Below are 25877 nucleotides of genomic sequence, written 5' to 3' on the forward strand. Positions count from 1 at the left end.
CTACTTTGGTTTCAAACGTATATTCTTTAAACTTCTGTCCTTTTTTCGCTGGCATAAAAAATGCACCCCCTAGAAATACATCGGATAAACCAGGGGTTTATTCCAATGTCTATTCTAAGGGGTGCACTTCATGGAAAGCTAAAGCTGGAAGGGCTTTTGTATTTACGTATCTGCAGAATAGGCAGCGATGGCCATATCTACTTCAAAATAACTTCAATATCACGTCCAGGATCGCTGTACTTGTAGATGCCAGGATTTAGTTCCAATTTTCCATCTAATTCAATGTCTTTGTAACGGTCAACATTAACTCCTGTGGATACCATACCCTTCGCAATGATCTCAGGCACTACTTCTTTGCCGTTAATTCGCATCGTTGTTTGGTTGACGCCTTTGAAGCCAGGGGAACCGGATTTCGATTCGACAATCAAATCTTTTCCCTCTGTATAGTATGTGAAATCAATTTGATACCCGTCCGCATTAAGCTCAGCAAACTGTTTTTCTTCTTTAGGTTTATGAAGAGTGACCCAATTCTTAGACGTATCACGTTTCTCGATGACAGCATCTTTCAATATAAGTTTCATTGGAACATCAGACCAGTCCTTATACCACTCTGGGGATTCAAATTGATATAAGTGTTGATAATTTTCAGGACCAGCTCCTTTAATATTCCACCCCCCGTTAATTTTTTTATCACCTATAACCAGCTGAGCTGTTTTATAATGAACAATTCCTTTTTTAAGTGAATCACGCTCTGTTACTAGAATTTCAATATCCAAGGGGGTAACAATCAGTTGGTCTAAGGTAGTACCCGTATTTTCTTGGAATTCAGCGCTGCTATGCAGCTTCTTGGAATAAATCGCTTCACTTGCTTTTTTTCCATCCGCTTCAAATTCGAACTTCCAAGTACCTTCAATTCTTTTTGCTTCCTCAGTGTAACAAAAATGGAGGTTTGCCTTTTTCCAATCTTGTGCAGTCATGTTGAATACCTGCTCAATATGCAAGTCTGGGCTGTCGCTAGGTAGAATAGTTGGGATTGCGTCTATCTCTTTGTCGCCCGCTTTCATTACCAAATGCGGGTTCCCACGTCCTAAATCGGATGGAGCTGCAGCAACTCTAAAGCGGACAACAGTCTTGTTGTTGGTTTGTCGAACGGATTCTATATAAATGTTAGGATACTGCTTGGTCCCGGTAACGAGGGTATCCCCGGCTTGATGGTCCGTCTTTAAAGGAATATCCTGACTACGATAAAAAATAAGATTCTGTGCCTCAAGTGTGTAATCTTTTTTACGATCCCTTAAAGTATCAATAGTTTCATAAATGCCAAGGAGTTTCTGGCTTTTAGGATCGTAATTTAAATATCCGTGTGCTTGTTCCTTGGTATCAGAATTGCTAGTTACCATAGTTTTCTCTATAGCAAACCCCATATAACTGGTTGGATCGGTTCCTGGATCCAGAGAGATAAGCATTTTCATTTTTTCTCCATCCGTTACAACACCATTCAAATTCATCGTAATGCCTGCATTGGATGCTTTTAGATCATACCGCTGGCCAATACCGTTATTTAGCGCATTGGTTACACTACGTCCGCCTATTCTATCCCAATTGATGGTCACACTAGCGAATACAGGGATGGCAACGAGCAGAAAACATGAGAATACGATACTTGCTGGAACAATTTTTGCTCTATGCATAGGTGCTTCCTGTGACTGTTGCAGAGTTGCTTTTCGTTTGGTTGCTTCCTGTTCTATATTTACCCACATTGCATCATATTCAGGTTGAGGAATGTTCTGTTCTTTTTCAAAATACCGACTCACTGCTACTCATCTCCTTTACTTGGGGTATCACCATTTTTTTTAGCAGTTTAAGCCCCCGATTTAATCTAGATTTAGCTGTTCCTTCGGGTATATTCATAACTCTAGAGATCTCCGGCATAGTCAATTCGTTTACATAACGAAGGACCACGACCATACGAATTTTATCTGGAAGCTTGTTATATAGCTTGTGTAACTCTGTCTTCGTTTCTTGATGATATAAGCTCTCTTCCACCGGATTAAATGAATGAGGGCGTGACAATAAAAAAGTTCGTATTTCCTTCATCAGCCCAGTTTTTCGCCTTCTAAGCACATTACTGCACTCATTAGAAGCAATTCGCAAAATCCATGATTTGAGATCTTGTACTTTGGACCTGTCGGCCAAAAGTGCTTTGACAAACACTTCCTGGCAAACATCTTCTGCATCTGCTTGATTTTGCATCAAATAATAACAAAAATAATATATCTGCTCCTTATATAGTTCAAACAGCTCTCGATCAGTCATATACGTGCACCTCCCTTGTCGTGGTCTCATCTATTAAGACTAATAATGGAGTACAATCGTTCATTTACATCGAAAAAAGGCAGCCCTATATAGGACCACCTATTATTGATCGTTCGATTCCCGACACTCGGGCAAAACAAACCTACTGTGCCACATGCTCAATTCACTGCTTTTATCAATCAAAAAACCGCCCTGCTGTAACCGCCATCATTTGCCCTAAACCAGCATGAGTCTGCCGCACCGGGCTAGCTCGTAGCAAGATTGACATATGTCTTCGAGAAATCAAGGTTCTTCAAGTCTCTTTGATCTATAAAAAACTCCAAATACCCCGCGTCCCACCAGCACATGCCGACCTCGTCCAAAGAAGATACTGAGAGCAGAACATGCCAATTTTCCGAAGCCTGATCGTGCTTTTCCCGATTCGTTTGATATTCTTGCAGCTGAGTCAGCACTTCGGATCGTAAATGCTCCGCATAATCGGTATTTCCCCTATGCATTGCTTGCTCGATTTCCTTATGAATCTGGCTCTCACTCTTATGCCAGTTAAACAGAAGATCCTCCAGCCCGTTTCGGCGTAGATAAGCATCCCGCCGGGTATTCCCTGCAAAAGACTGATGCTGCCCCCACACCGTGTCGCTATGTTCATATAGAAGCTCATAAAGCTCTTCGTACTGATCTACAAGAATATCTCCTAGCTCACCCTCCGATGGTAGCGTCAGGATCGGATGAAAAGAAATTGCATACGCGGTGAAATCCCGTTGCTCCGCCAACACCTCTACGCGCCCAGCGGGCGGTAATGTTTTCTGCAAAACGCTGCTGTCACCGTTATAGTAAAAGATTTTATGGTCAATATCATAGGCGGGCTCGTCCAGCCCAAGAAAAAAGTAAAGTATGCCCTGATGAGGCAATCCCTCATATGGTGAAAAAGGTAGCTCCCCCAAATTAATTTGAGCAATAAATGTGTAATATTCCCCGTCTGAACTACAAGGCCACTCTATTGTGTGTGGCAGGTCTGGATAGCCGGCGATCCGACTATTTCCAACGTGTTCGTAGTTTTCCTCATGCTCCACATGAAATTGTATAGCAACTTCAGCTTCCTGATGAATCTCTTCTTTTAAATCTTCATCCAGTGAATGCCCTTCCAGTATTCGAGTCAGTTCATCCTTTAATGGTGGTTGTAGCATCTCACTCGCCCCTTTACATTGAAGTATTATGTATTACTTGCTCTCATTTGATCTCTTATATCAGATTACCAAATTACAGTCTGACAAGCTATTTCTCTGGTGACAGGTTGGTCAGTCCTCGATCAAATCATCGATCTTCGCTGCAAGTGAATGGTGGATATATTCAGCTCTGCCTTTACGATCCAAGCGGAAATGCACTAGACATTGTTCATAAATGTTTTGTGATAGGCATTCCGGTATTGGGAAGGAGTCATATGGGCTCTCTTTTTGAACAAACGCATAAAATACTTCTCATCGCTATATCTTGCCTCTTCGGCAACCTGCTTAATGCTCATATCTGTACGGGAAATCAACTCTTTGGCTTTGTTAATACGAATACTATGAATGAACTCCAGGGGACGCATGCCTGTATTTTGCTTGAACAAACGAGAGATATAATCCTTGTTGTAATTGAATTTCCGAGCTAAATCCGTCACGGTCAGCGGTTCTTCAGCATGAATACGGGTCCACTCAATAATTTTGTTAAAACTCACATTCCCCTGTGAACTGGCAGGATTGGAAAGCAAGCGGCTGAGCGCCAGTTCAGATATCTCGATCAGTAGCGAGGTGAACAAATAATTTGCGCTGTGATACGTAAGATAATGTGAGTTGGCTACATGCAAAATCTGATTGACGATAATATGAATCCGATCTCCGTTATCTGCCTGTACACATTGCGGTAAATAGATATCCCGCATCACACCGTGACGCTGCAAACGTCCATCCAAAGCACTTGTTTCCTGCTTCATTTCCTCATTAGATAATACATTCGGGGTCATGGGAACATCGAAATGGAACCAATAAAATTTCACGCCCGGCAACGATTCCCGGTATCCTTTATGCGTACGACCGGGGTACAGCAATAGAATATCTCCCTCGCCTACTTCAAAATCTTCCCGTTCCTCCCGTATATATACCGTCTCTTGGACACCCAGGATCAGCTCAAAATTCTCAATGGAACGACTCATATGCTTCCAAGGTACCTCGTTAACAAACTCGCCTGCCGAGATCAGTTGGATCGGAGCATCTACATTTACTTTTAGATAGGTCATGTTATCGCCTCTTTAAATTCATGTTCGGATTTGTCCACCCATTGTATGGTTAAGCTACTGACATACCGCGATTGCAATGCTAATGTAGTGGAGAAATATACACTTTTATCTTAGCTAAGGAGCGATGATTTTGAAAGCTAAAGCTTTTGACTTGCATAAAGTAAGAATTGATTCCGGCCCTCTTTTACATGCGATGAAACTGAATACGGCCTACCTGCTGAGTTTGGAACCCGACCGTTTATTATCGCGCTTTCGTGAATATGCGGGACTGGAGCCCAAAGCGGCTCACTATGAAGGCTGGGAAGCGCGTGGCATCAGCGGACATACACTCGGTCACTACCTGTCCGGATGTGCGCTGATGTTTGCCTCCACGGGCGACGAAAGACTGCTGGAACGCGTGGACTATGTGGTCGACGAACTGGAAATATGCCAAGACAGTCATGGAAACGGATACATTTCGGGCATTCCACGTGGGAAAGAGATTTTTGAGGAAGTAAAAGCCGGAGATATCCGCTCCCAGGGCTTTGATCTGAACGGCGGTTGGGTGCCACTATATACCATGCACAAACTTTTTGCGGGCTTGCGTGATGCACATCTGCTGGCGCATCATCCCAAGGCCCTGTCTATAGAAATCAAACTCGGCAACTGGCTGGAGGATGTACTTCAAGGGCTGGACGATGATCAGGTGCAGCAGGTGCTGCATTGCGAGTTTGGCGGTATGAACGAGGTGCTGACGGATCTGGCGGAACATTCAGGAGAAGAACGCTTTTTGAGCCTGGCGGAACGCTTTTATCACGGAGAGGTGCTCAATGATCTCGCGGATAGCCAAGATACCTTGGCAGGGCGACATGCCAATACGCAAATTCCCAAAATCATTGGCGCTGCACGGCAATTTGAAATGACGGGAAAACCGCAATATGCGGACCTGTCTCGCTTTTTCTGGGATCGGGTTGTTCACAAGCATTCCTACGTGATCGGCGGCAATAGCTATAATGAACATTTTGGTGAACCTGGGAAGCTGAATGACCGCTTGGGCGATGGTACCTGTGAAACTTGTAACACCTACAATATGCTGAAATTAACAAGACATATGTTCGAGTGGGATGCCTATGCAGCCTATGCCGACTACTATGAACGAGCAATGTTCAATCATATCCTGGCTTCACAGCAGCCTGTAGATGGACGTGTGTGCTATTTTGTATCGTTGGAAATGGGAGGACACAAGTCCTTTAATTCTCAATATGAGGATTTTACATGCTGTGTCGGTTCCGGTATGGAAAGCCACTCCATGTACGGCACTGCGATTTATTTTCACACGCCAGAAACGATCTATGTCAATCAATATGTCCCTTCTACCGTGACATGGGACGAGATGGGCGTACAGCTCAAACAAGACACTCTCTTTCCGCAAAATGGACGGGGAACGCTACGCGTCATCAGCAAGGAGCCCAAATCCTTCGCGGTCAAGCTAAGATGCCCACATTGGGCGGAGCAAGGGATGATAATTAAAATCAACGGAGAAGAGTACGTCACAAAGGCCTGTCCTACCAGCTACGTCGTAATTGAACGGGAATGGAACAATGGGGATACGATCGAGTACGACATTCCTATGACCGTGAGAGTCGAGGAAATGCCGGACAATCCGCGCCGAATTGCATTTATGTACGGCCCGCTTGTACTGGCTGGAGACCTTGGCCCTGTTGAACAGGAGTCCAACGAGGAACGTCTGCTTGCGTCTGTTCTGATCGGATCGGCCGATTCCCTGACAACGAAGCTGATTGCTGACGGGAACGAGCCTAATACGTTCCATATGACCGACTTAGGCTATATCGGAGACTTGAAGCTTCGTCCGTTTTATCAGATGTATGATCGTTCATATACCGTCTATTGGGATCTCTTTTCCCAGGAGGAATGGGTAGCAACAGAGGCAGACTATCGTACCGCGTTAGCGTATCAGCTAGAGCTGGAACGACTTACAGTGGACGTTGTGCAGCCTGCCGAAATGCAGCCTGAACGGGATCATGCCTTTACTGGCGAGCATGTAGGTCTGGGGTCCATCTATAACCGCAAATATCGCGATACCTGGCCAGGGGGCTGGTTCTCTTTTGTCATGGAGGTGCTTCCGGATGAGCCTGTCCAATTGGCGGTCACTTATTTGAAGGACTTGAGCCGTCCCCATAGTGACTTTGACATTACTGCGGATGGTCAGATTTTAGGGGAAGGCAAGCTGGAGTCCGAGGAAATGAATAAATTCGAAACGTTCGCCTATGAGCTCCCTCTATCTGTGACAAACCACAAGAATGAAGTGACGATTCAATTCACAGCCCATCCACAAGGTAAGGTGGCGAAAGTGGCCGGATTGCGGATAATCAGACATTCTATTGTATGATCAAATTATCTATATAAATCTACTATAGCGCCACTACGCAGTCGGATGGGGCTTCCCATCGCCACCCCCCGGATTTCTGGAATAAAACCCTTCATCGGTGGAAATCCGGGGGTGGTGATGCCTCCGAGGCGAGCTTTCCTACGGAAAGATTTGAAAGCGACCGCTTCGCTTGTACAGCACCATTCCGCCTACTCCGTTTTAATTGTTCATTTTTTAAAGTAAGCTTATATAACAACAAGCAGACGCTCCTATAAGCTGTCTGCTTGTTCTGCTTACTGCCTTATACCTTCGAATCATCGTTATTGCTTCATGTTCACTTCACAGCATGTTCATTTCACGGAAGCTGTCTCTAATCTTGAGCAGCTCTTGCTGTGCCCTACTGTATCGGGAAGCGTAGGTCCAGGCAAGCACCTGATGATAATGCGAAGGTGTTTCAATCGTAGTCACGTTATACATAATTGGAGTACCTTCCACTTCTCCTTTCAGGGTAAATTCGATGGCAGGGTATCCATTTACCTCGATGTCGGAAGGGTTCCCCAATTCAGGGGCCATAATTCCTGATACCAAATGGTCCTCAATGATTCCTTTATAATCTTGAAGAGTCATACTGCTGTCAAAATCGCTTTTCGGTTCTGACAATACAATTAAATATCTTTCGGTAAATTCATTTTTAATGGAGATGTCCGCGTCCTCATTAATCCTATCATCTCGTGACCAATTCCACGGAGCCGTAACCGCAAACTGACTATCCTTACTGGTAAATACCTCAGGCTTCACCATTTGTGTGATGAGCGAAGAAATAAGGGATACAGCGAAGATGACCGAAATGATCGTCATCAGGATGATTACCCCGGACAAAATTCCGGTTTTTTTTCTGCTCACTGTCCCCAAATCCCGTACCTTAACCACATATGTATTCGCAGCCATATCTCCAATCCGTTGTTTCCGAGGTGTCACCAGCACACATATACCAGCGGGTAGCCCGAAGAAAAGCAGCGGATTCGTATCCACCAAATGTATAAGGGTACGGATCAAGGATTTCACAATGCCCGGCGGTTTCCCTTCTCCATTTACGACCTGAATGCGAAGTACAAACTTACCCAGCGTATAGCCTGTAAGTCCTTCCAGCAATAAATAATAGCAGAAGGAGCCCATCAGGAAGAGCATCACTACCATGCCCATATTTGGGGTCCCTACTTCAGATACTTTTTTCGCTGTAAAATAAACCAGCCCTCCATACCCGAAGACGATAAGAATGAAGTCAATCATCCAGGCCGCCCATCTTCTGAAGAAGATAGAGCCTCCGTATGTTTCTGATAATACCGCCATCTTATCCGGTTCTCGTCGATGGTAGTTGCCATACGTCGCATATGGTCCCGGAGCTACTGTAGATGGATTGTTCGTTACATCTTGTTCTTCCAAATGATACACCCCTGATGTCAATTTAATCCCAGTTAAGTATAACATCCTTTTTCATCCAGCGGAGCAAGCCTGACAGTGCACTGGAGTAAACCGAATCCCGCCGATGAACAAACCACACCTCTAATTTGCGATATTTTTCAGGTAAACGATGAGAAGCAATACTTCCCGCCTCCTCTGCCTTTGCAATCGACGATTGTGGCAACATGGACACCCCCAGACCAGAGGCTACACCACCCAAAATAACTTCCAACGTTCCGAACTCCATAACCTGATATGCATCCACACCCGCTTCGCTCAGAAAGCTTTCCGCTCTTGTACGATGCGTGCACCCTACGTCGAAGAACAGCATAGGCTTGGCAAGCAGCTCACCCATGTCCTTTTTCCCTGGTTCCGAGATGAGCACCAACTCCTCCTCAAAAGCCGCTACATGCTCTATATGCGGATCATCGACGGGGCCATAGACGAACGCTCCATCTAATTCGTAATTTAATACCTTTTGTACGAGACCATGTGTGCTGCCTGTCATAAGCGATAGATGGACATCAAGATACTGTGAATGATATTCCGTCAATAAAGAAGTCAGATGCGTAACCGCCGCCGTCTCAATCGAGCCCAGTCGCAAAGGTCCCGCAGGCTGGTCCGAATATTGAGTAGACTTTACAGCCTCGTCGATCAAGGTCAGTATGGTATCCGCGTATTTCAGCAGATTCTCTCCTGCCGGCGTTAACGTCATTCCCCGATTAGATCGACGAAATAGCGGTACGTTCAGTTGTGCCTCAAGCTGCTGAATCGGCGAGGTCACATTGGACTGTACATAATTCAAAACTTGCGCAGCCTTCGTGATACTGCCCTCGCGAGCGACAGCCTGAAAAATTTTCAAATCACTGCTTTCCATGTATATGTCACCTGCTTGGTATGATCATTTATGATACTCACATTCGATTTTGTTCATTTTACCGGACGCTTGCCGCTCTGTACAATTCAATATACATGCAATTGCATCTAAACTCGAACCACGGGAGGTTTTAAAATGAAAGCCGTAATTCATGCCAGCAAAAGCGGCCCTGAGGGCCTGACATATACAGACATCACGGACAGACAGCCGGGACACAACGAAGTGAAGGTAAAACTCAAAGCCGCAGGCTTGAACCATCGGGACCTATTCCTCATGGCAGATCGAACAGCCAACGATGCTCCACTCATTCTGGGGTCGGATGGAGCAGGCGTGATTGAGGCTGTGGGTGTTGGTGGCCCAACCTCGCTGGTAGGCACCGATGTAATTATCAATCCATGTATCGGATGGGAGAATACGCATCATGTTCCCTTGGTTCCAGCCATTCTGGGCGGACCTTCAGACGGGACATTCGCTGAATCGGTTATCATCCCCGTCCAAAATGCGGTCAGCAAGCCAGCATACCTTTCATGGGAAGAAGCAGGGGTGCTGCCTTTGTCTGCTTTGACCGCTTACCGCGCGCTCTTCACAAGAGGCCAATTACAGCAGGGTGAGCACGTCCTTATTCCCGGTATTGGCGGTGGTGTAGCCACGTATGCCATGCTTATGGCTTTAGCAGCAGGCGCACGGGTCACCGTCACGTCACGCAGCGAAGCAAAAAGGCAGGCTGCCCTCGCTCATAGCGCTAATCATGCATTCGACAGCCATAGCGAATGGAAAGAAAGTATGAACGGAGACACCGTGGATCTGGTCCTTGACAGTATCGGTCCTGCTACGTTCGATAAATATTTGGATGTCCTCAAGCCGAACGGTCGGATTGTTACATTTGGCGCAAGCTCAGGAGACCGAATAGAGATTCCGCTGCGGTCTATATTTTTCCCTCAAATCAGCATCATCGGCACCTCTATGGGCAGTGGCGAGGAATTCGCAGCTATGCTTCAGTTCATGGATCGCCATGCACTCCATCCGATTATAGATAGCGTATTTTCTTTACAAGACACAGCACAAGCCTTCCACCGTATGCAGCAGGGAGCGCAGTTAGGCAATATAGGGATCAGGATAGAGTAAGGAGTCTGAACGAAGTATAGGAATAGAAAAAAATCCACTACCGTAAAATGCCTTCATCCAGAAGTCAATTTTATGGTAGCGGACCTATTCAGTCGATTAAACGATGCTGGACCCATTTGTTGCCGCGGAAGCGCCAAAGGAAAACGAGTCCCCGCACGCCCCATTCAATATCCATGGCCAGCCAGACACCAACAATCCCCAGGTTGAAGACAATTCCCAAAATATACCCGAGCACCACCCGGCACAACCACATAGACAGCATTGAGGTGAGGGACGTAAATTTTGAATCACCTGCTGCCCTAAGCGCAGAGGGTGTAATAAAGGCAATGGACCAGAGCGGAATCTGGGCCAACGTATTAATCAGTATGACAACAAAAATGTCATCTACGATTTCAGCAGGCGGATGAAACAGCCCCACCATCGGCTCAAACAAAGGCATCAGTATGAGCCCCATGACAATAAACGAACAAGACGACAGCCAAATAAACGATTTGGTAAACTTCCGGGCATCCTCGACATTTCGACGTCCCATACATTGACCGACCACGGTTACAATCGTAAGAGCCAGAGCATTCGCAGGGATTTGGAACACGTTAGCTAGGGATGAGCAAATGGCATTCGTCGCCAATGCATTGGTCCCCAGACTCACAATGAAAATTTGGGTTAAAATTTTGCCCCCATTGAAAAACATCTGTTCCGCTGCAAAGGGAAGCCCGATAAACAGAATCTTTTTAAGCATAGCCAGATTAAAATAAAGCATATCTCTAAGCTGAACACGCAAGTCGTCATCTACTCTGACCAAATAGATCAATGCGCACACTGCCCCTGCATATCTGGACACATTGACGGCAATCGTCATGCCCAGCACACCCATATCTAATACATTAATGAATACCACATTGAGGAGCACGTACGAGAGGTTCATGATGAGCGAAAGAGCCAGCGATGCCCTCGTCTTTCCAATTCCCCTCAGCGCCCCACACACTGCCTCAACGATTGCAATCCCCACAAAAGACATACAGCTTCCCAGCAGATACACCTTACCGTTGGCTAATACATCAGGCGAGGCGGAACCAAACAGAACACTTAAAATCGGATTGTACAACAGGATCATAAACAAACTGATACATAAGGCCAACAAGGAAACGGAGGAAATGGTGCCGGATGCGGCTTTAGAGACCATGAGGTCGTTACCGCTCCCCTTATACTGTGCCACGACAACCGTTCCCCCGGTAGACACTGCAACAAACACATTAATCAGAAAAATATTCAAAGAATCGATCATATTTACAGCACTGACTGCCGCCATTCCCGACGAGCTAATCATTGCCGTGTTCACCAAATTAAGACCCACGATAAAAGCCTGATCAATCAGAAGCGGGATAAACAGCGCAATAATCTGTCGATAATCAATAGACTCTCCTGAAAAATGCTTATTTAGAAAGCCATGTGTTCTCATCCTTACACTCAGTTGACTCATATCATCACATTCTTTTTCTCAAATTGAAAAAAACCCTTCAACAGAAGAGCCTTCATGGCGAAAAAATGTATAAAGTTGCAAGGCTAGATGTGTCTAGTTCTTGATTCTGTACACTTTTCTCTACATAGAAGTATTACTCCAAAAGAAAATCCTGTCAATGGTCTTGCTCACATTTGAATATAAAATAACAGAAAAACCTGCTCAGCTCAGTGAACAGGTTTTGGAGCAGCATTATAATGCCTTAATATATCATTAAAACCTTGTTAAAAGAATATCTATGATCTTCTCGCAATCAAATCTTGTTGAATAGAAGCTTCATTCTTTTCGAATTTTTTATAAAAAAACATAGGAATGATTCCGATCAAGAAGATGATAAACGGCAGCCAGATAAAGCTGAACTGAATGCCAGACAACGCCGTAGGACTTTGAACTTGCCCAGCGATGTAACCGGTGCTGCCCATGATCCATGCTGGCAATAATCCGCCGATTCCGCTACCCGCTTTAATACAGAATGCGCTTCCAATAGAGGTCAGAAAGCCACTTGCCCGAATACCATTTTTCCATTCCCCATAATCGACTGTATCTGACAACATCGCAAACGGCATAGAACATGCAAAGCCTGATCCTAACGCACCAATAATCCAGCCGATAATAATGAGGGTTAAGTCTGTACTTCCCATTAAAATCACGACTTGACCCAGCGCAGCTAATATCAATCCGATAATCATAATCGCATTTTTACTTAATTTTCTGGCGAAAAACGGAATCAGAACCATCGAGATCAACTGCAAGGAGGTCAGTCCATTGATTAAAGGTACTAAGTCCTTACTGTCCAGATTGTATTGCAGATAAAAGATTAAAGTTGCTGAACGAATATTCAAGCCGATCCAGTAACACAAGTTGGCAGCTACAACGAGCATCCAGGGCCAGTTTCGTTTGATGGCTGTAAAGCTTTTAGCAATGGGAACAGATTTCGTTTTCACTGCTGCATTTTCTCGCAAATCGGCAAACGCTATGAAAAACATAATAATCGCCATGATACCAAATAAAACGAGCGTTAAGGAAAATCCTTTTTGATCATTCCCCTGTCCAAAGAAAGCGACCAAAGGTAATGTAAACGTCGTGGCAATGAAGAAACCTACGTTCCCCCCGACCATACGGAAGGAGTTCAAGACTACGCGTTCGTTAGAATTGGTGCTCAGATTAGGCAGAATAGACGTAATCGGCGTACTGATCCCTGTGTACAGGATGCCGGCTATGATGTACGTAATGGCGGCATATGCAATTTTGCCCGACTCACTCCAATTGGGTGTCGTAAACGTAAGGACCATGAACACAGCGAACGGGATCGCTAACCATAGAAAATAGGGTCTGCTCTGGCCGTATTTTGACTTGGTTCGGTCAATCAGGATGCCCCAAATCGGGGCATCAATGGCATCGATAAAACGGGTGATAAATAGTAATGTCCCGGCAATCCCGATAGAAAGTCCGAATACATCTGTATAAAAATATAATAGATAACTGGAAATAACACAGTATAGTAAATTACCTGCCGTATCCGTTAATGAATAGCTGATTTTACGATGAAAAGGAACGGTACTGGCTGCCTTTTCCGGTGGTTCCGTACTCACAATTCTCGTACTCATGATCTTTCCTCTCCCCATGCGAATGAATTATGATTCATAAACCCATACACGCATTTCCCCTTTGGCCCGATTGCACCAGGCATAGTAAGGTATCGCGGTAATTTGTTGAGGAACAAATTCAGGAGGCTCCGAGCTATATAATGCATTCGAATTTTTTACCCGGTATCCCTCTATGGTCAGCTTTACAATGCCACCCAGCAGGTTTTCGCTGAACTCTTCCGTAATGAGGCTATCCTTCGTCAATCTTAATCCTGCCAAATTCGCTCCATTATCCACTTCTTCCAGGCAAAACACGACTGGTCCGCGTTGGAGAGCAATTTGCTGCTGGTTCATGGAGACCAGTGGATTACTCCGAATGCGCTCAACCGGCATAGCCAAATGCAGAGTTACCACATCTCCGTCCTTCCAAGTACGCTGAATCTCGATATAGCCCTTTTCCAGACGGTCTAATGATATGGTTTCCCCATTCACCTTTACCTCTGCCTGCTTGCACCACCCAGGAATCCGTAGTGCCCATTTGAAGGAAGTCGGCTCTGCTACGTGGATCAAAAAGGTTAGATCCGCGTCCCATGGATAATGATGAGTTTGTGTAATTTCAACCTCATGACCAGATAAAGTCATGTTCACCTTGCTGGCAATGTACAGATGCGTATACAACGTATCGTCCGTTTGGGTATACATATTGTCCTCAACTGATGCAATCATTCGTGCCAAATTGGGCGGACAGCAGGCGCAGAAAAACCATTTTTGCCGTTCTGTTTTTACATGCTCTTGATCTTTTCTGGATTTTTGAAAAGGGTTAACCTCCAGCGGATTCACGTAGAAAAACCGTTTCCCGTCCAGGTCCATCCCACTAATCGTCCCGTTGTATAGCGCACGCTCCAGAACATCGGCGTATTTCCGGTCTGGCGCTAAACGCAGCATACGATTGGCCCAAAAGGCCAGCCCTACAGAGGCGCAAGTCTCACAGTACATGCTGTCATTTGGAAGATCGTGATGGCAAGTGAATGCTTCCGCGTTTACAGTAGAACCGATGCCTGCGGTGATGTACATTTTGTGATTCGTTACATCATCCCACAGCGTTTCACAGGCTTGTAACAGGGAAGCATCCCCTGTTTTCGCGGCCAAGTCCGCCATCGCAATATACAGATACACCGCTCTTACCGCATGGCCGACTGCCTCTTTTTGTTCCCGCACAGGTTGGTGTGCTTGCTGGTATTCGAAGCCTAAGCCAAAATTAATATTGTTATCATCATTCCAGGTGGGCTCTGTTTGAATATGTTTTCTCTGTTCTTGTTCCTCTGCAAAGTAAATAGGATGCTGTCCCCGCTGTTCAATAAAATATTGCGCTAATTTGAGATATTGATCCTTTGCAGTTACGTCGTATAATTTGATCAAGGCCAACTCAATTTCTTCATGTCCCGGATAGCCTTTCCGTTTACCTTCTTCCGTACCAAAAACCTGCTGAATCAGGTCTACGTATTTCTCCATAATGTGAAGAAACTTCGTTTTGCCCGTCGTTTCATAATAAGCAACAGCCGCTTCTATAAAATGCCCTGCACAATACAGCTCATGATTGTCTCTTAAGTTGGTCCAGCGATTGTTGGGTTCCTTAAGCAGATAGTACGTATTTAGATACCCATCCTCAGCTTGAGCTCTTCCCAACAATTCAATCACTTCATCAGCCCGCTCTTCAAGCGCAGGATTCGGATGATCCCTTAAGCTAAAGGCAACCGTCTCCAACCATTTGGCAAGGTCACTGTCCTGGAAAACGGTTCCATAATACTCCCCACTGGATTCCCCGGCTGCAATCCTAAAGTTTTCAATCGCATGACTGGGTTCTGTATCTGGTAATTCATCATTTAATGCTTTCCACTGATAAGGAATAACCTCTTCCGCCACAACCTGCTTATACTTTTTCCAAAATAAATCGTCAACGATGACATGCTTAACTGGCTTTGCCGTTTTCATTGGATAAACATCCCTTCCTGGAAATAGAACGCTTTCATTTTTGAGAAAATAAGGATAAAGTAATGATAATATCGTACAAGCTAGCCTGAGCTCCCCTTGCTACAGTCCTTATTTTATCAACCTGAATTTATAAAAAAAATCGCGATCTTTAACTAAAACTTATACGATTTCACACACAAAGGAGCTGGCTTCCATGAGCAAAACAGACTTTCTATCATTCCTTGTTCCTCCGCTGCCTTATTTCATTGAGGGGAATTTTACTACATATCAAAAAGGGGATTGGCACCCGAATAGGTATAATCTGGGTTATTTTGACGTAATAATCATTAAAGAAGGATTGCTGCACATTGGTGAAGAGGACGAAGTGTGGAAGGTAACTAAAAATTACGCTCTCATTCTTGAACCGGATAAACATCATTTTCCCATTGAGGCATGTACAGAACAAACCTCCTTTTACTGGTTCCATTTTCAAACCAATAGCATGTGGTGCGCACAATCCTCGCCCAATCCTATTATACCCAGCACCCCCATTCCCGAGCTGCACTTTCATTCAGAACATACGACCATTCATTTGCCCAAAATTCAAAAAGTGGTGAATCCACATGAGCTATTTTCGAAATTAGACTATTTACTAGCCTCTACTTTAAAACCTAGAAAACTGGCACTATGGGAGGCCCAACAGACGTTTGCGAGTGTTTTCCAGAGTTTGGAGTATGATCAGAATAATAAAGACAGCTCCTCTAAGTTGGCGGAACAAATCGAAATATACCTAAAACAGAATTACAAAAATACAATCACCAATAAAGATTTGGAGACCCATTTTCACGTACATCAGAACTATCTCGCCAGATGCATGAAGGTCGCTTTCCAGCGCACACCGCTTGAGTATTTAATGGATTATCGCCTAGATCAAGGACGCAGTCTTTTGCTGCAAACTGACTGGTCTGTCCAACAAATTACGGAGGAAACGGGATTCTCCCAAGCAAGCTATTTCTCCAAATGCTTTAAAGAAAAATTCGGAATGTCTCCCAAGAATTACAGACAACAATACTGGAAACCAGTCCATTGAATGCTTACACCTCCTTTACATTCTCTTTACATTTTCATTGTATCCTTTTGATATTCTCGCTTTATACTGAGTCGGTTATATCATTTTCACTTCAGAAAAGGGGCATACATATGAAATCAACTAAACTAGCATTATTAGCCATGTTAACGGGGATTCTGGTATCACCAGAACTGACCCATGCGGCAGACATTCAGCCATCCGGGTATGCATCACTACGAACACAGGCAGATAAAATGGGGGCGACAATTACATGGGACAGTGATGACCAGTCTGTTTTGGTCAAGCTGAAAAATGGCATTGTCGGGACCTTTACAGTGGGTGAGAAACAATATCGTCTAGCTGGACTAAGCGGAAAAGCGGACCGGGAAATTAAGATGATGAATGGAAATGTATATCTTCCTACAAAACTTATTACAGCGCTTGAAGCAGAGAACAGCAAATATGCAGATCCTAAGGACGCAGTTCCCACCTATAAGGTGATCCCCTCTGCCGAAACAGAAGCTGTGGAGGATGGAGAAGACGCAGCCGACGACCCTGCAATCTGGCTCAACCCGGTCGATCCGGAGAAAAGTAGAATTTTAGCAACCAATAAAGGCGGCGGGATTTTAGTCTATGATCTGGAAGGTAAGCAACTGCAAAACATGAAGGTCGGAAAAATGAATAACGTGGATCTTCGTTACGGTTTCACATTGGGCGGCAAAAAAATTGATATCGCAGGGGCAACCAATCGAACCAACAACACGATCGATATCTTTTCCATTGACGGTGCATCAGGAAAGCTGACCAACGTGGTTGGCAAACCTATTAAAGCATCTATGAAAGAAGTGTACGGATTCAGCTTATACCATAGCCTCAAGACAGATAAATTTTACGCGCTCGTGTTGGGCAAAGAGGGTGAATTTGAGCAATATGAGCTGACTGACGACGGAAGCGGCAAAATTGCAGGTAAGCTTGTCCGCCAGTTCAAGCTGAATACGCAATCCGAAGGCATGGTTGCTGATGATGAATATGGTACGATCTACATCGCTGAAGAGGATTACGCTATTTGGAAGTATAGTGCCGAGCCAGACGGTTCAACCGAGCCGCTGCGACGTGTGGATATTGCAGATGGGCGCAGACTTCACGATGATATAGAGGGACTTACATTGTATTACGGTAAAGATGGCAAAGGGTACCTCATGGCCTCCAGCCAAGGAAACAGCAGCTATGCGATCTATGAACGACAAGGAGACAATGCATATATAAGCAACTTCACGATTAGCGCGAGCCCTACCGTTGATGGTACATCTGTCACAGACGGTATTGATGTTCTTGGCTACGGATTAGGCAAAAATTTCCCGCATGGTATCTTCGTTGCACAAGATGACGAAAATCTTCAAAATGGCAAAAAGTTGAATCAGAACTTTAAAATGGTGCCCTGGGAGCGAATCGCTACGGGAGCCCCTACCCCGCTAACGATAGACGATGGCATCAACCCGCGTGAATTGGTAAACAGAAGCACGCAGTAATGCCCTTCGGGGAAATCAACTCAACATTCCGACTCTATTCATAGAAAAAAAGAGGTGTTCCAAAAGCCATAAACCGGCTACTTGGGACACCCCTTTTTGTTTTTAAGCGAGAAAAGGTTTAAGATCCAGCACCAGCACATTTACCGAGTTGGCCGGTAAGTCTAAGAGGACAGAATCCGTCTGAAGCGTGATCTGCTGTTCGGTAGGCATTACCTTCTCATCATTCTTCTTGTTCACGTTAGGTACATGAACAAGCGAGGAATCGCCAGTTAGTGTAACCAGCTTAGCGATGGACTCAACACTCAAATCTTGTAGATTCAGCTGTATTACCTTATCCACGTTGTCGGCATTCACCAGCTTCACGTATACATGCTCAGCATCTTGGGTTACCGAGTTGAACACGTCTCTGTTGTAAGCCTCCAGCTTGTAGTCCAGCACCTTGCTGCTTGTCTCGCCGTCGGTGTATGAGCAAATCAGATTACTACCCGTTTCACCGCCGTAGTTCACTGTTATGGTGTAGTCCGTGTTGTCAGCCAACTCTTCATAGCTAGCTGCTCTCAAGTTACCTGCCGCTGTACTGGAAGAGTAGTCACCCAATGTGTAGCCTTCTATGCCCTGCTTGTAAACCTTCACGCCGGTAGCCTTGCCGCCATAGCCGATCGCGTATTCAACGACGTCCTTTTTCTCCTCAGAAATATCGGTGAGACCCGCACCCACATAAAAGCCGTCCGTGCCGGAAATACGGGAAGCGACCACCTCTACCTTGTAATTGCCCCAGCTATCGTTCAAGATGTACAAACCATTCAGACCGCTATCCTGAGCTTTGAGCACAAGCCCCTTGCCTTCCTCCACTGTAGAGCCCACGGAACCGGGAATGACCTGCCAGGCCGAATTCAATCCCTGGGTAAAGTCTTGATCCAGCAGCACACTGCCGTCCTGGTTGGAAGTAACAGTCACACGCTTAATCATAACCTCGGCATTGCCTGTCGCGATTTCAATTCCACCCTGAGGAATGAGGTCCGTTGGCTTACCGTTTTTGTAAGTAGAGAAAGAGGTGCTCAATACTTTATTCCCCAAATATTTAGCATACATTTGCTGTACATAGTAGTTCGGCGTAAACCACACCGTTTCGTCATCGAACCAGATGCAGTCTGGCGTCCATCTGTAAGTTCCATCTGTCAGCACCTTGTTAAACAGCGGTGCATAGGCAGCCAACCGAACGACATCGGCATTATTTTCGAAGCCCGTCATCACCGCTGCCTCTGCTACAGCGCCTGCCAATGTATTTTTATCCGTTGAGGCGTACTCCCCGACAAAAACCTTTGATGTTGCTTTCCAATTTATACTGCCGTCCGCATTATAAGCTCTGTAGTAGTAGTTATAGCGGTCCACGTTATTCAGCAGGTACTCGTTAGAACGATAATAGTGCTCATCTGCAATGGTGTCCATATAGTCCTTTTGCTTCTCATACCAGGTTACCGTTTCTTCCGTCACCTGGTTACCATCTGCAAAAGCAACCTTAGCCGAACCGGTCATATTACCGCTTAAGAACTTCCAGCCCTGCTGATATGCATCGTCGTCTGCTTGAGCGCCAACCGTGGAGATGATGTGTAGCTCATAACTCGGATAGTTTTTCTCCATGTACTCATCAATCGATGTCTTGAACACTTCAAAGTTGGCAAAAAACTCCGTGCCCCAGTTCTCGTTACCTACCCCCAAATAACGCAGATCGAACGGAGCTTCATGGCCCATTTTTTTTCGCATAGCAGCCCATTCATTATGTTCAAAATCCACACTAATCGCAAAGTCGATCAGATCCGTAAAGTTCTTAATATAGTATTCTCTCAATGCGCCTCCAGCGGGATGAGCATAATCCGAGCGGGCTTGGCAGAGCACGCCGCAGGCCATAACCGGAAGCGGAGCTGCATTCAGGTCTTCTGCCAACTGGAAATATTCCATATAACCAAGACCCATGGTCATCATATAGCCCCATACATTAAAGTTTTCCTTGCGCAGCTCAATATCCCCAATCGATTCCTTCCAATCGTATACGTTTTCCCATATAAACGAACCCTCGGAAATACAACCACCTGGAAACCGCAAAAACTTCGGATGCATGCCAACCAGTGCGTTCACCAAATCTTTTCTCAGTCGGTAGTTAGGATTACCCTGGAAGTTAGCATGTGCCGATGGGGATTGTTCTTCCTCTCCTGCGCCCCATACATCTTGTGGGAATAAAGAAACCATATCAACCGAAATGTCCCCTTTAAATGTAAGCGCCAGCTGCCCGAGAACCGTAGCTGAGCCTGTCAGTACAAGCTTGGAATCGATGCCGTACTTCTTCCACGTGTTGCCGCCTTCCACCTGTATCGTAACCGAATCACTAATAGCCTTTTCATTTGAGTCTTGCAGTTGCAGTGTGATTGTGCCCGCTGAATCGGCCTTCGCCCAGATGGTAAACTCATATTTGGCACCCTCTTGGATGGACATGGCACAATTCTGGTTAGAGTCGGAAAAGCCCTTGTTCCGAATCGTTGCACCATCCGCTACCGTCACATAATAAGAGTTCACTTCTTTGTCTTTTGCGCCTAAAAACTCATTTAATCCACCGCTATGTTGTGGAGTCATCTTATCCGTATCACCAGACCAGGCGAACAACGGGTTGCGGTTCCGTCCGGTAGAGCAGCCGCATTCACCGGAAGCATGGGAATACGTATCGAACTCGAAAGATTCAAAGGAGCGATTCTGAACGAGTTCTGCATAAATCCCGCCATCTGCTGCGTTATTGATATCTTCATAGAACAAGCCGTACATCACTTCGCTGACATCCACTACTTCCTTATTTCCATGAATGGTCAGCGTGTACGGAGGTAGCTGTTCAGGAAGAACGGATACCTCAAAGCTCTCTTCAATCTGGCTTAAGCCCTTCGTCAATAAAGCTGTGACGGTAACCCCTTGTGCGGAGGTAATCGCCTGAATCTGGCCATTGTCAGAGAGTATACCAGGTTGGCTGGATTTCCAGGTTACTTCTACTCTTCCGCCCATCAGAACCGTTGGCAGAGTTATGTCCTTGGTTACAATCGTCGTCGGAAAGGACAAATATTTATCTCTGGCAAGCTTCACGATCTCTTCATCTGTCAACGAATCGCACATGACCTCAATGACTTCATCCGCCGTCAGGCCTGCTTTATAAATTCGAAAATCTGAAACGGAGCCGGCAAAGTCTACATCCGCTGCATGCTGGGAGCGACCGATAAAATTGTTGCTGTAGTTGGACGAGTCTGTAAACGTTTCGAACCATTTACGCAGCTTGGCATAGTTGCCGCTGGAAGTTTGACTGATGGAACCATCCGCTACGACCTCACCATTGACATATACCACCGGACCCGCACTGCTTAATGTGCCGCCTTCTGTACCGATTACGGACAAGGCTATATGCATCCACTCATCCCTGACAAAACCTCTTCCCGGGTCTACGGACAAATCTGCCTCGGTGAAAAGGGTTCCGCGCAGATTCCGTGTCATAAACATATAGGGCCCTGTATGGGCTTTACCAAAGTCAAAAACACGTTCCCACATATCTGTGAATCTGCCGAAGTTGACCCAAGCAGTAACCGTCACACCGGTGTTATCGCTTACATCTTTGAATAGATCGGAAGGAAGCTGGATATACGATGTACCGTTGGGGCCTCCCTCAAGCGTCAAAGCTGCTCTACCGGTAGCATGGGAAATCGTAGGTGTTACTGTGCCTGAAGCAACCCCATCGTTACCTTGCCCTGAGCTATCTTTGCCGACGTTCTCTGCATCATCAAACTTGTAACGTGCAATAATTTGATCTTGGAATTTGGTCATCTTCGTTGCTCCTATACCTATATTTTATTAATGTAATGACTAATTAGTTAATATAAATACATACTATATAGTTATAGTACCTTATCCTGAGTACCTTTTTCAATCCAATAAATCGGATTTATGAAGAAAATACTTGAACAAACTACATAAAAAAGCAGCCATCACAGAAGATACTCTGCGATAACTGCCTTTTGGCTTACAGGATTGCTTGACCCAGTCGGAACTTTTCCGAAATAAAGAAGCTTGGTCGTAGCTATGGTTATCCGTTCAATTTTTGTCCACAATTCGGACAGAAATTAGCTCCTTCGTTTTTTGTACCGCAATTCGGACAAAAATTGGGCTTATTACCGTCTCCAGATGGAGAGGGGGCAGCAGGTATAGGCTGAGTCTCAGCCGAAGGCTTTGGGTTCGGGTTCAAATTTTTCATCATTTCATTTGCTATATTCATCCCCATCATCATACTCGCCATATCCGAAGCTGCACCGCCGCCTTTTACATTACCCGATGCAATCCCGTCCGTCATCGTCACTTGCTGGTACTTTTGCAGATTACCGATCATTTCATGAGAAGCTGTCTTCGTGATCATATCTTGGATTTCTTGAGGATAATTGAAGCTCATCACATGAAAGCCAGTAATCGTCATACCATTGTCCATCACTTGCATATCCAGATCTTCTTGAATACCTTTTGAAATATCAGAAGCATTCGCCTGCAGATTGAACATGTCCTTTCCTTCTCTGCTGATCCACTTCATTAATAACTGATCCAACACCGAAGTAATGCGTATTTTCACATCCTCAACGAGATAACTGTCCTTCACTCCGGCAATTTTATCGATGAGCGTAACATAATCGTTCACTTTAAAATTAAATGTGCCATTGGCACGGATCGGCATACCGCCTGGCAGCTGGGGGGTCGGGATCAGCACTGGATTCTGCGTCCCCCATTTGACAGTAAACTCCTTCGTATTAACGAATAAGACCTCTACCCTCATGCCACTGTTAAAACCAAATTTAAACCCTTTTAATGTCGATAGAAATGGAATAATGTCAGAGTCCATGTTATACGACCCTTCATTCTCAAAAATACCCTCTATTTTGCCGTTATTTACAAAAATCGCATCTTGACCGGAGCGGATGATTAATTTACTGCCTTTTTTAATTTCACGATTACTCCACTTCCAGAAAATCATATCATCTCTAAATTCTTCCCACTCTACAACATTTGCAAATTGATTTCTGAAGAATCCCATACTGTATCCATCCTTTCAGTTCAGGATTTTGCAAAATTCGATTCCAGTCGCTCCAAAGTGCAATATATAGACGAACTAGACCATTTCGATCTATATATTGTTCATTGAAAGTCGCTTATTGGATTTTTGCAAAATCCTCAGTTAAAATGATCCTCTGCTGCCGCTATGCGAATGACCGCCGCTGGTAGTTCCGCCTCCTCCGCCTGATGAACTGCTGCTACTGCTCTTTTCAATCTTCCGCTTCGTTGTCGTTGTGTGAAGATACTGATCTCGATGCTCCAGAACTCCCGAAGCGTTCGCATCCTCGTAGGTCTGCCGATTTACCGTAACCCGACCGCCAGAATTGGAAACCATCTTACCCACGATCAACGCTGCCAATCCCAGCGCCACCGCCAAATGAAGCCATCCTTTAAAAAATATACTGTCTGGATTCACCCCTGGACGGATGGCCAAATATTTGTGCGCACTCAGAATATACTTTTGAAATGCCAGCCCATAGTTGCCGTTCGTCAGATCCGGGCTAATCTCATGGCGTATTTTAGTAAGCCTGTCATCATCCAGATACCGTTCTGCCTTATAAAATCCGGCCAAGTACACCTCTCTATTTCTCATATCCATCGTTAAAATGACCGCGTTCCCATGAGATCTGTCATACCCAGGGCCATGGTCATCATAAAAGTCCTGCGTCATTTTCATAACATCCATATTGTCGGGATTGAGAGTAGTATAAATAATAATGTCCGTTTCTCTTTCCGCTCCGTATTGATTAGCCATAGTGTTCAACACATCATACTCTTCCTGATTGAGCAGACCCGCTTCATCATAAATCAATGGCTTCATTTCTGTCGTTGCTGGTTCGCCCTTCATTTCCATAGGAACTGCCAGAAAAACAGCAAAGAACAACAAGACGGCTATAATGGCTCTATGCTTTTTCAATAGAATTCCCCTCCCATCATCAGCCAAGTGATTAATCTTAATGAGAAGAGAGTAATGCCGAAAATTCCTGCAAACCAAGCTGTCACTTTGAACTTGCTGATCGGAGGCTTACCGACTACCTTGCCCGTCTGTCCGTTCATAGCAAACGTATGCTCCAATTGATTGTAGTCATAGTGTATGACCCATACCGGGAGTAGAACATAATCCGCTTGTTTTAATGTAGTATCAATTTGCTTTTCCGTATAACTCACGGACGTATACTCCGACACCGTAGAATGAATATAAGCATCAATATATTCCTTCACTTTCTCTTTAACTCGCGGGAAGAGCTCTTCTTCGTTATAACTGTACTTCTCCGCAATATAACCTGCTAGATATGGCGTTTTAAAGGGTTTTAGCTGATCGTATGGAAAAGGCTCCAATTTATCCATCAGCTCGTCGTTCATTTTCTCCGCAGCATCAATCGGAACCTTTACATAATTCAAACGGATTTTCCGATATACATCAAAATGCTTCGTTTCCGTATATTCGTAGTCTCCGCTCGTATAGGTTCTCACTTGGGTACCTTCACCTTGAACCTCAATTTTATTATGTAATTCATATAACCAGAAGGGCACATACATCCCGGTTATTCCCTTGATTCGGTCTGCCATCATGAACCGGTTCGGCGTCAGACGGCCGTTCTTGCACCATTTTTTGAAAGCAACTATGGCCTCTTCCTTACTGATTGAAAAAGGAATAACCTGCGCCGGAGCCAGCTTCCCGGTCAGTCGGTCTCCAAGAACCACGGCAGAGCCACAAAAACTGCACACCGTTGCACTCGTCTCCACTTCGGTCATAATCACTGCTCCGCAGTTATTACAATGATACTCATGGGCCTCATCTTCTGAAAAAATACGATTTATCAGAGGATCAGGAATAGATTCGATATTATCCTCTCTTCCGCAACTATGACAGGATAACATCCCTGTCTCACCGTCAAAGACCATGCCGCTGCCGCAGTTGGGGCATTTGTATTCGATAACCGGCATCTGCTCACCTCTTCATGTAGATACTGTTATGATTCCTTATAAAGAATCCAGGTCGTCCTTCGTTCCTGCCCGAAGCTCGGCTATAGCCATCGCTTCATCATACGCTCTGTTCACCTGCTCTTCCATGACCTCAAAAGCAGAATTCTTGCTGCCCATAGAGTTCAAGGCTTGCTGTGCTTTGGCAACCGCCATCTTCCCTTTAAGTTCAGCGTGCCGCGCTTCTAGTTGCTCCATATCGGACACCAACTTCTCCTGCATTTGTTTCATATTTACGGCGTTTGTCGAAGCTAAATCATAGGATGTTTGTAATTGTTCCAATTTCTCCGCCTGCAAACCTTTTCTCTCCAGAAACTTTCGAGCTTCCTCTTCATTACCAGCTTCCACAGACTTACTGGCATAATGCTGGAGCTTTTTGATCTCGGCTTTGCATTCATCCAGTGCTCTTTTCGTCCTTCTCTCATCAGCCAACACTGAAGCCGTCTCCGCTTTCACCTTGCCTAGATCACTGTTCAAATTCCGCATATAATCGTCAATGGTTTTCTCCGAATCTCCCACCTTATCCATTAAGGCGTTAACATTCATTTTCATAATATCCCTAAACCTTGACAAAATCCCCATGATGACCTCCTTCGAAAGGACTACATTCAACCATATCATACATCAAATCCGGTAAAAAATGTTCATCATAGCTCTATATACTGGCCCATTGA

Annotated in this window: 18 protein-coding genes; 4 read left to right on the top strand and 14 right to left on the bottom strand. The window is 45.1% G+C overall.

The window, feature by feature from the left end; translation table 11 throughout:
• Positions 1-197: 197 nt before the first annotated feature.
• The 4 genes from NLX78_RS24505 to NLX78_RS24520 form a co-directional block, all read right to left on the bottom strand.
• Complete coding sequence (locus NLX78_RS24505; RefSeq protein ID WP_254351777.1) at positions 198-1814, bottom strand: DUF4179 domain-containing protein; 1617 nt, start codon at positions 1812-1814, stop codon at positions 198-200.
• Positions 1798-2316, bottom strand: a complete 519-nt coding sequence (locus NLX78_RS24510) for an RNA polymerase sigma factor (protein ID WP_254351778.1) — start codon at positions 2314-2316, stop codon at positions 1798-1800. Before NLX78_RS24510 ends, NLX78_RS24505 begins: the two co-directional genes overlap by 17 nt.
• A 245-nt stretch (positions 2317-2561) precedes the next feature.
• Positions 2562-3500 (bottom strand): YwqG family protein, encoded by a 939-nt coding sequence (locus tag NLX78_RS24515; protein WP_254351779.1) that lies wholly within the window; start codon positions 3498-3500, stop codon positions 2562-2564.
• Between the two features lie 197 nt (positions 3501-3697).
• Positions 3698-4591, bottom strand: coding sequence for an AraC family transcriptional regulator (locus NLX78_RS24520; RefSeq protein ID WP_254351780.1), 894 nt, complete (start codon positions 4589-4591; stop codon positions 3698-3700).
• Between the two features lie 130 nt (positions 4592-4721).
• On the opposite strand from NLX78_RS24520, the gene NLX78_RS24525 reads away from it, so the two are divergent.
• Positions 4722-6980, top strand: coding sequence for a glycoside hydrolase family 127 protein (locus NLX78_RS24525; RefSeq protein WP_254351781.1), 2259 nt, complete (start codon positions 4722-4724; stop codon positions 6978-6980).
• Positions 6981-7298: 318 nt separating this feature from the next.
• On the opposite strand, the gene NLX78_RS24530 is transcribed toward NLX78_RS24525, so the two are convergent.
• Together NLX78_RS24530 and NLX78_RS24535 are read right to left on the bottom strand one after the other, a co-directional pair.
• On the bottom strand, positions 7299-8447 hold the full coding sequence (locus tag NLX78_RS24530; protein WP_254351782.1) for an RDD family protein: 1149 nt from the start codon (positions 8445-8447) through the stop codon (positions 7299-7301).
• Entirely contained in the window at positions 8425-9297 is an 873-nt protein-coding gene (locus NLX78_RS24535; RefSeq protein WP_254351783.1) for a LysR family transcriptional regulator, read from the bottom strand. The genes NLX78_RS24530 and NLX78_RS24535 overlap by 23 nt, the downstream gene beginning before the upstream one ends.
• A gap of 135 nt (positions 9298-9432) precedes the next feature.
• Here NLX78_RS24535 and NLX78_RS24540 point away from each other — a divergent pair, with 135 nt between their 5' ends.
• Positions 9433-10422 (top strand): zinc-binding dehydrogenase, encoded by a 990-nt coding sequence (locus tag NLX78_RS24540; RefSeq protein WP_254351784.1) that lies wholly within the window; start codon positions 9433-9435, stop codon positions 10420-10422.
• 88 nt (positions 10423-10510) lie between these two features.
• Here the strand turns inward: NLX78_RS24540 and NLX78_RS24545 are convergent, their stop codons facing one another.
• The 3 genes from NLX78_RS24545 to NLX78_RS24555 all read right to left on the bottom strand — a co-directional run bounded on the left by NLX78_RS24545 (position 10511) and on the right by NLX78_RS24555 (position 15519).
• Positions 10511-11902 carry an MATE family efflux transporter gene (locus NLX78_RS24545; RefSeq protein ID WP_254351785.1) on the bottom strand — a complete coding sequence of 464 codons (1392 nt, stop codon included), beginning with the start codon at positions 11900-11902 and terminating at the stop codon, positions 10511-10513.
• A gap of 275 nt (positions 11903-12177) precedes the next feature.
• Positions 12178-13548, bottom strand: a complete 1371-nt coding sequence (locus NLX78_RS24550; protein WP_254351786.1) for a glycoside-pentoside-hexuronide (GPH):cation symporter — start codon at positions 13546-13548, stop codon at positions 12178-12180.
• Between the two features lie 27 nt (positions 13549-13575).
• Positions 13576-15519: a glycoside hydrolase family 127 protein gene (locus NLX78_RS24555; protein WP_254351787.1), complete on the bottom strand. Its 1944-nt coding sequence runs from the start codon at positions 15517-15519 to the stop codon at positions 13576-13578.
• A 193-nt stretch (positions 15520-15712) separates the two neighbouring features.
• Here NLX78_RS24555 and NLX78_RS24560 point away from each other — a divergent pair, with 193 nt between their 5' ends.
• Both NLX78_RS24560 and NLX78_RS24565 read left to right on the top strand, forming a co-directional pair.
• Positions 15713-16588, top strand: a complete 876-nt coding sequence (locus tag NLX78_RS24560) for a helix-turn-helix transcriptional regulator (RefSeq protein WP_061830230.1) — start codon at positions 15713-15715, stop codon at positions 16586-16588.
• Positions 16589-16698: 110 nt separating this feature from the next.
• Positions 16699-18096, top strand: coding sequence for a phytase (locus tag NLX78_RS24565; RefSeq protein ID WP_254351788.1), 1398 nt, complete (start codon positions 16699-16701; stop codon positions 18094-18096).
• A gap of 102 nt (positions 18097-18198) precedes the next feature.
• Here the strand turns inward: NLX78_RS24565 and NLX78_RS24570 are convergent, their stop codons facing one another.
• From NLX78_RS24570 to NLX78_RS24590, 5 genes are all read right to left on the bottom strand, one after another.
• Positions 18199-21948, bottom strand: coding sequence for an alpha-L-arabinofuranosidase C-terminal domain-containing protein (locus tag NLX78_RS24570; RefSeq protein ID WP_254351789.1), 3750 nt, complete (start codon positions 21946-21948; stop codon positions 18199-18201).
• 259 nt (positions 21949-22207) lie between these two features.
• Complete coding sequence (locus NLX78_RS24575) at positions 22208-23200, bottom strand: SPFH domain-containing protein (protein ID WP_254351790.1); 993 nt, start codon at positions 23198-23200, stop codon at positions 22208-22210.
• A gap of 141 nt (positions 23201-23341) precedes the next feature.
• On the bottom strand, positions 23342-24136 hold the full coding sequence (locus NLX78_RS24580) for a TPM domain-containing protein (RefSeq protein WP_069290814.1): 795 nt from the start codon (positions 24134-24136) through the stop codon (positions 23342-23344).
• On the bottom strand, positions 24133-25167 hold the full coding sequence (locus NLX78_RS24585; protein WP_061830225.1) for a TFIIB-type zinc ribbon-containing protein: 1035 nt from the start codon (positions 25165-25167) through the stop codon (positions 24133-24135). The genes NLX78_RS24580 and NLX78_RS24585 overlap by 4 nt, the downstream gene beginning before the upstream one ends.
• Before the next feature lie 36 nt (positions 25168-25203).
• On the bottom strand, positions 25204-25785 hold the full coding sequence (locus NLX78_RS24590) for a PspA/IM30 family protein (protein ID WP_235306922.1): 582 nt from the start codon (positions 25783-25785) through the stop codon (positions 25204-25206).
• Positions 25786-25877: the final 92 nt, after the last annotated feature.

Origin of the sequence: Paenibacillus sp. Lou8.1 (assembly GCF_024213565.1) — a bacterium.
GTDB lineage: Bacteria > Bacillota > Bacilli > Paenibacillales > Paenibacillaceae > Paenibacillus > Paenibacillus polymyxa_B.

Coding starts and splice junctions, on each gene's coding strand:
- NLX78_RS24540 (WP_254351784.1), top strand. CDS start 9,433: ATGAAAGCCGTAATTCATGCCAGCAAAAGCGGCCCTGAGGGCCTGACA.
- NLX78_RS24565 (WP_254351788.1), top strand. CDS start 16,699: ATGAAATCAACTAAACTAGCATTATTAGCCATGTTAACGGGGATTCTG.
- NLX78_RS24550 (WP_254351786.1), bottom strand. CDS start 13,548: ATGAGTACGAGAATTGTGAGTACGGAACCACCGGAAAAGGCAGCCAGT.
- NLX78_RS24560 (WP_061830230.1), top strand. CDS start 15,713: ATGAGCAAAACAGACTTTCTATCATTCCTTGTTCCTCCGCTGCCTTAT.
- NLX78_RS24515 (WP_254351779.1), bottom strand. CDS start 3,500: ATGCTACAACCACCATTAAAGGATGAACTGACTCGAATACTGGAAGGG.
- NLX78_RS24570 (WP_254351789.1), bottom strand. CDS start 21,948: ATGACCAAATTCCAAGATCAAATTATTGCACGTTACAAGTTTGATGAT.
- NLX78_RS24510 (WP_254351778.1), bottom strand. CDS start 2,316: ATGACTGATCGAGAGCTGTTTGAACTATATAAGGAGCAGATATATTAT.
- NLX78_RS24530 (WP_254351782.1), bottom strand. CDS start 8,447: ATGTTATACTTAACTGGGATTAAATTGACATCAGGGGTGTATCATTTG.
- NLX78_RS24535 (WP_254351783.1), bottom strand. CDS start 9,297: ATGGAAAGCAGTGATTTGAAAATTTTTCAGGCTGTCGCTCGCGAGGGC.
- NLX78_RS24555 (WP_254351787.1), bottom strand. CDS start 15,519: ATGAAAACGGCAAAGCCAGTTAAGCATGTCATCGTTGACGATTTATTT.
- NLX78_RS24575 (WP_254351790.1), bottom strand. CDS start 23,200: ATGGGATTCTTCAGAAATCAATTTGCAAATGTTGTAGAGTGGGAAGAA.
- NLX78_RS24520 (WP_254351780.1), bottom strand. CDS start 4,591: ATGACCTATCTAAAAGTAAATGTAGATGCTCCGATCCAACTGATCTCG.
- NLX78_RS24590 (WP_235306922.1), bottom strand. CDS start 25,785: ATGGGGATTTTGTCAAGGTTTAGGGATATTATGAAAATGAATGTTAAC.
- NLX78_RS24585 (WP_061830225.1), bottom strand. CDS start 25,167: ATGCCGGTTATCGAATACAAATGCCCCAACTGCGGCAGCGGCATGGTC.
- NLX78_RS24545 (WP_254351785.1), bottom strand. CDS start 11,902: ATGAGTCAACTGAGTGTAAGGATGAGAACACATGGCTTTCTAAATAAG.